Source organism: Candidatus Nitrotoga sp. 1052, from assembly GCF_927312905.1.
Lineage (GTDB): Bacteria > Pseudomonadota > Gammaproteobacteria > Burkholderiales > Gallionellaceae > Nitrotoga.
The window spans coordinates 1-5,369 of record NZ_CAKMHQ010000097.1; the positions used below are offsets into that span (position 1 = coordinate 1).

The 5,369-nt window shown below is 49.4% G+C and carries 9 protein-coding genes; 8 read left to right on the forward strand and 1 reads right to left on the reverse strand.

Annotation, left to right across the window (positions count from 1 at the left end):
* Positions 1 to 358 precede the first annotated feature (358 nt).
* From MJ768_RS14945 to MJ768_RS14965, 6 genes are all read left to right on the forward strand, one after another.
* Positions 359 to 730 carry a hypothetical protein gene (locus tag MJ768_RS14945; protein ID WP_239292857.1) on the forward strand — a complete coding sequence of 124 codons (372 nt, stop codon included), beginning with the start codon at positions 359 to 361 and terminating at the stop codon, positions 728 to 730.
* 192 nt (positions 731 to 922) lie between these two features.
* On the forward strand, positions 923 to 1,369 hold the full coding sequence (msrB, locus tag MJ768_RS14950; RefSeq protein ID WP_239292866.1) for a peptide-methionine (R)-S-oxide reductase MsrB: 447 nt from the start codon (positions 923 to 925) through the stop codon (positions 1,367 to 1,369).
* A complete protein-coding gene (gene msrA / locus MJ768_RS14955) occupies positions 1,369 to 1,875 on the forward strand; it encodes a peptide-methionine (S)-S-oxide reductase MsrA (RefSeq protein ID WP_239292859.1) in 507 nt (168 codons plus the stop codon). The genes msrB and msrA overlap by 1 nt, the downstream gene beginning before the upstream one ends.
* 266 nt (positions 1,876 to 2,141) lie before the next feature.
* The gene (locus tag MJ768_RS14960; RefSeq protein WP_239292861.1) at positions 2,142 to 2,636 is read left to right on the forward strand and encodes an MgtC/SapB family protein; all 495 of its coding nucleotides are present in this window, start codon (positions 2,142 to 2,144) and stop codon (positions 2,634 to 2,636) included.
* A 20-nt stretch (positions 2,637 to 2,656) separates the two neighbouring features.
* Positions 2,657 to 2,782, forward strand: coding sequence for a hypothetical protein (locus MJ768_RS15225; protein ID WP_256449876.1), 126 nt, complete (start codon positions 2,657 to 2,659; stop codon positions 2,780 to 2,782).
* Between the two features lie 103 nt (positions 2,783 to 2,885).
* Positions 2,886 to 3,119 (forward strand): BrnA antitoxin family protein, encoded by a 234-nt coding sequence (locus MJ768_RS14965; RefSeq protein ID WP_239292862.1) that lies wholly within the window; start codon positions 2,886 to 2,888, stop codon positions 3,117 to 3,119.
* 135 nt (positions 3,120 to 3,254) lie between these two features.
* Here the strand turns inward: MJ768_RS14965 and MJ768_RS14970 are convergent, their stop codons facing one another.
* A complete protein-coding gene (locus MJ768_RS14970; RefSeq protein WP_239292863.1) occupies positions 3,255 to 3,695 on the reverse strand; it encodes a helix-turn-helix domain-containing protein in 441 nt (146 codons plus the stop codon).
* 136 nt (positions 3,696 to 3,831) lie between these two features.
* On the opposite strand from MJ768_RS14970, the gene tmpT reads away from it, so the two are divergent.
* Positions 3,832 to 4,476 (forward strand): thiopurine S-methyltransferase, encoded by a 645-nt coding sequence (gene tmpT, locus MJ768_RS14975; protein ID WP_239292864.1) that lies wholly within the window; start codon positions 3,832 to 3,834, stop codon positions 4,474 to 4,476.
* A 10-nt stretch (positions 4,477 to 4,486) separates the two neighbouring features.
* A complete protein-coding gene (locus MJ768_RS14980) occupies positions 4,487 to 5,296 on the forward strand; it encodes a sulfite exporter TauE/SafE family protein (protein WP_239292865.1) in 810 nt (269 codons plus the stop codon).
* Positions 5,297 to 5,369 lie beyond the last annotated feature (73 nt).

The following is a 5,369-nucleotide window of genomic DNA, read 5'->3' on the forward strand; positions in this document are numbered from 1 at the left end:
CACCCAAAGCTGAAGCAGGTGTTCAGAATGGGGTTTTTCTACAGCGTCGTTAGGCGGAAATCGTTCAGAAATAAAACAGGGGAGTCATCATGGTAGGCGATAGCGAAAAGTAAGATTTTTATTCTTCAATTAAGTCACACGGTTTTCAAGAAAATGACTTTGAATTAACCCAACAGCGAGACCCAACCCTCGGCACTGGAATGTATGCCATTACCGGGATGGTAACGATACGGTGCAAACAAAATGAGAGAACAAAAACCTACAAAACGAGACACGGTTCGTCTTGGCCTTCCCAGTTTCACGACCATCATGCAAGTAGTGTTTTTGGTAAAACATCCGCTTAATTATGGAGAACTCAATGGAACCATGTAAAAAAGGGGCGCGCCAAAATGCCCAAACGATTTTCTGTTGCTTTTTTTTTGCTTCTTGCAATCAACCCGTCGAAGCCGAGCCGGTTGAAGTGAAACTTCCCCAACAGAAAATGCTGTCCAGCCCTGGCGGCAGGTTTGTGTTCGGTCAAATCTCAGACTTTCGGCGAGACCAGTTTATGCTCGATACACAAACTGGGCGGTTATGGGTAAAAACTGTTAGAACTTCACCTAAGAACAAGGATGGAACACAACCAGCAGATGATGGAATTGAATTTCTTAGTCCCGTTCCTTACGCAGATGGGAAAGGAAGTCTTTTAGGCAAGAACAATAATTGGAACTACACTGCTCCAAATAATTAATCTTGGAAAAAGAACCTAACGATTTTGGCCTCGATGGAGCATTCGGTGGCAAGTGGAATATACAAACGCTATGTCGCCGAGCTTGTGGTCTTCACCGCGTCTTTAAGTTTCGACACATCCCCCCCTGAAAACGCACGGGTCAGTTCTAACACTCCGACAAACTTTACTCCAAACCATCTCAAAGAAAATTTCATGAAGACATACAAGAAATCCGATGCTGCCATCGCCAACCTGACACCGGAACAACGTCGCGTAACCCAGCACGGCAGCACGGAACATCCAGGGACGGGTGCGTATCTTCACAATGACGAACCGGGCATCTATGTGGATATCGTGTCCGGGGAGCCGCTGTTTGCGTCTTCGGACAAGTTTGAGTCGGGCTGCGGCTGGCCCAGCTTCACCAAACCCATCAAACCCGCGTACATCAATGAACTGCGCGATACCAGCCACAGCATGATCCGTACCGAAGTCCGCTCGGTTCACGGCGACAGCCATCTGGGGCATGTGTTTCCAGACGGCCCACAGGATCGCGGTGGCTTGCGCTATTGCATCAATTCAGCCTCGCTGCGCTTTATCCACCGGGATGACATGGAGGCGGAAGGCTACGGCGAATATCTTAACCAGGTGGAGGATAAGTAATGGCACAGGAACGCGCAGTACTGGCAGGGGGCTGCTTTTGGGGTATGCAGGATCTGATCCGCAAGCTGCCGGGCGTGGAGAAAACGCGGGTGGGCTATACCGGCGGCGACGTACGCAACGCCACCTACCGCAATCACGGCACACATGCCGAAGGTATCGAAATCTTCTTTAACCCAACGGAAATTTCTTACCGCCGCATTCTGGAATTCTTCTTCCAGATACACGATCCGACGACGGCCAATCGGCAGGGCAATGACCAGGGTTCGTCCTACCGCTCAGCGATTTACTACGTCAACGACGTGCAGAAACAGATCGCGCTAGATACGATTGCCGACGTGAACGCCTCAGGTTTGTGGCCGGGTAAGGTGGTTACCGAACTGGCACCTGCCGGTGATTTCTGGGAAGCCGAGCCCGAGCATCAGGATTATCTGAAACGTTTCCCCACCGGCTATACCTGCCATTACCCGCGCCCGAACTGGATGTTGCCAAAACGAACGGACAAATAATGACCATGCTGAAGCCCGCAAAAACCACAGCACCCGGATATAGAGATCAGGCGATCGCTCAGGCTTACCTATCCAGTGCTTAGACGATGGCAGAGATCGGGTGCCCTTTCGAGATACACTACATGACAGTAAGTCGCGCAGTGCGGAAGTTTGAAGAAGTCCGAAAAAAAATGTTGTAATGTTAGAACTGACCAGCGCTTTTCTTAAACAAGGCGTTGGGCGAACACATAACGGCAACTGAATCATATTTTGGAAAGTAGGACGCGATGATGGGTGTATGGTGGCAGGAGGTCGGAAATACCGTCTGGCAGGAGTTCTCCGATCTCCCCGACGCGGCTGGTGTGACCCGTATCACATTACGCTTGCTGGTCGCCGCGATCCTGGGCGGTATATTGGGATTCGAACGCGAGCAGAAGGGGAAAGCTGCCGGACTGCGGACGCACATGTTAGTGGCCCTCGGGGCGGCACTCTTCGTCCTCATTCCTCAGCAAGCCGGGGTGTCTGACGCCGACCTCACGCGAGTTTTGCAAGGTCTTGTCGCCGGTATCGGATTTCTCGGGGCCGGTACCATTATCAAGGGGAGGGGCGAAGAGGAGATCAAGGGCTTGACCACGGCGGCTGGCATCTGGCTGACGGCGGCGATCGGTGTGGCCGCGGGGATGGGCCGCGAAGCAACGGCCGTTTTGAGTACCCTCTTGGCATTGGGGATCCTGTACGCCGCCCCCAAGATCGCGCGACGGTTCGAGAACCGTGACAATTAGCTCGGACGTGGGAACATCCGATGAGCGACGTGATCACCAGCAAGAATCCTGCCTCAAATACCACGGATGCGGGAGTGCTGAAACAGGAACGTCACGAGATTTTGCACCGACTGGAAAACGGGTTGGAAACGCCAATACTGACCTAGCCTTCGTTTGGCTGGCGCTCATGATCCACGCGCTTTTGCAAGAGCGCGCAGCCCATAGCTCCGCGTTCGACCCGATTTTCACGCGGCAGCCTATTGTGTATTTGTGCATACAAAAACATTGACGCATCACTTATTTGGGTCGGCCGCTGAAGTATTGCCACTGTCCCTTAGAAAGAAACTAGGTGTGCGTGGCCCTCAGAAAGCACCATTTGAAGAGCGCATCACTATTCGGTTATCGCGAGAAGTAGTAGAACAATTCCGCGAAAGCGGCGAAGGCTGGCAAACCCGAGTAGACGCAGCTTTGCGTGAGTGGCTCAAGAGCCATTCTCCGACGTAAGCGCGTTAGCGCGGTAGGTTGAGATGCATGAAAAGCTCAATATCGCAGGATAAACATACGAGTTACCAACATGCCGATCTGTCAGGAGGCATATGCATCTTCACTGTTAATCTGACTAAACAGTGCTCGCCTGTCTTACGTTTTCTGCCCTCCTCGCTTAAGTTTGTTTTCCTTCAGTTTATTGGGTTGCCTGAACCGATTTTTACCGGCAATACGAAGGAGACGAAGAAATTTTGGACATTCAAAATGGCTGGGGGCCTTGCAGACCGCTGCGTGACGAAGCCCATCACGCATAGCGGCCAGCTCTTCAATTGTTCTGTCCAACTCATCTGCCTTGGCTAACAGCAGTGCTCTGTTAATGTCTGGCCCTTCAGAAGTAAACATTTCACCAATCTCATCAAGCGAGAAACCGGCGCTACGACCCAACGATATTAAAGCCAGCCGCTCTATAACATTGGCGCTGAATAGACGGCGCAAACCATTTCGACCGGTTGACTGGATCAGTCCTTTTTCTTCATAAAATCGTAACGTTGAGGCGGGTAATCCAGATGCCTTTGCGACCTCGGCTATATCCATTATTTCACCTATCGTAATTAATGCTTGACTTCAAGTTGACTTGAGCTTTTATCCTAGCTCACTACACAACTTGGCACAACTTAAGCCGTTAAGTTAGTGGGATGTTATTTATAGCTGAAGAATTTAAGGAGACGATATGAAAGCAAGTTTTTGGCATCAAAAATGGGAACGAGGTGATATTGGTTTTCATGAAAATGAGGCAAACCCGTTACTAATCGAACATTTTGAAAAATTAAACCTGGCAAAAAGTGGTCGAGTATTCCTGCCGTTGTGTGGCAAGTCACGTGATTATGCATGGTTGCTTGCCAGCGGTTATCAAGTTGTCGGCGCAGAGTTGAGCGAACTCGCCATTACCGAGTTGTTTAAAGAACTTGGCTTAGAGCCGGAAATCTCCAAAGTTGGAAAATTGATCCGTTACAGCGCGAAAGATATCGACATGCTAGTAGGTGATATTTTTGATGTGTCGGCTGAATATCTTGGGCCCATAAACGCGATATACGATCGCGCGGCTCTAGTTGCATTGCCTGCTTTCATACGACAGCAATATACGTCACACCTGATGAACATAACCAATGCAGCGCCGCAGCTGCTGATTTCTTATGAATACAACCAGCTGCTGATGGAGGGCCCGCCGTTTTCAGTTAACGAGAACGAAGTAAAGCAACATTATGGTGCGACTTACCAATTGAAGTCTGTTGACATCAAAAATATCGCAGGCGGATTGAAGGGAAAAGTTTCGTCAACTGAGACCGCTTGGTTGCTCCAACAAACCAATAAATAGGGAGAGATATATGCCGGGTATTGAATGGATATTGTTGTACATTGTGTTCGGTGCCTTTGTTGGTTTTATGGCGGGCTTTCTGGGGCTTGGTGGCGGTGGAATACTGGTTCCTTTGCTGGCATCCATTTTTATTTACCAAGGAATGAGCGTAGATAGCGTCGTTCATTTGGCATTAGGAACATCATTGGCTTGCATGATAATTTCTTCATCAGCAAGCATCCGCGTGCATGCTTCACGAGGCGCTGTCTTGTGGCAGGTCGTTCGTGGTATGGCACCTGGGATTATTTTGGGCGCCTTTCTGACTGCCCAGGTCGCTGCAAACATAAACTCAGCCACCATTGCCATATTTTTTTCGCTGTTCATGGCACTGATAGCGGGGCAAATGTTTTTTAATTGGCAACCGAAACCTAGCCAGAAACCGACAAGCTTTCGCGGATTAATTGTTGCCGGAGTTGGGATCGGATCAGTATCAGCACTTGCAGCAGTGGGTGGTGGTTTTCTCACCGTTGCCTACTTGGGCTATAAGAATGTGGACATGAAAAAAGCCATTGGCACTTCAGCAGCCATTGGGTTTCCCATTGCTATCACGGGTACTATTGGTTACATGATGAGCGGCTGGTCTAAAACATTGAGCGACCCCTATACTCTTGGATACATTTATGTGCCGGCATTTTTAGCAATATCGATTGCCAGCTTTATTACAGCTCCCTATGGCGCTCACTGCTCCCATAGTTTGCCCGAAGCTTTTTTGAAAAAGATATTCGCCGTTATCTCGCTGGTTTTAAGTATCAAGATGCTGATCTCGTTTGCTCAATTTTAATGTAAGAATATGGGCATTCGCTAGCAGACTGTCGGACTTCGAGTTTTGAAACAGCGTAACATATTGTTTTTTA

Bases quoted from the DNA above. Each gene is read 5' to 3' on its own strand.
- MJ768_RS14945 (WP_239292857.1), top strand. From the start codon at position 359: ATGGAACCATGTAAAAAAGGGGCGCGCCAAAATGCCCAAACGATTTTC.
- msrB (WP_239292866.1), top strand. From the start codon at position 923: ATGAAGACATACAAGAAATCCGATGCTGCCATCGCCAACCTGACACCG.
- msrA (WP_239292859.1), top strand. From the start codon at position 1,369: ATGGCACAGGAACGCGCAGTACTGGCAGGGGGCTGCTTTTGGGGTATG.
- MJ768_RS14960 (WP_239292861.1), top strand. From the start codon at position 2,142: ATGATGGGTGTATGGTGGCAGGAGGTCGGAAATACCGTCTGGCAGGAG.
- MJ768_RS15225 (WP_256449876.1), top strand. From the start codon at position 2,657: ATGAGCGACGTGATCACCAGCAAGAATCCTGCCTCAAATACCACGGAT.
- MJ768_RS14970 (WP_239292863.1), bottom strand. From the start codon at position 3,695: ATGGATATAGCCGAGGTCGCAAAGGCATCTGGATTACCCGCCTCAACG.
- tmpT (WP_239292864.1), top strand. From the start codon at position 3,832: ATGAAAGCAAGTTTTTGGCATCAAAAATGGGAACGAGGTGATATTGGT.
- MJ768_RS14980 (WP_239292865.1), top strand. From the start codon at position 4,487: ATGCCGGGTATTGAATGGATATTGTTGTACATTGTGTTCGGTGCCTTT.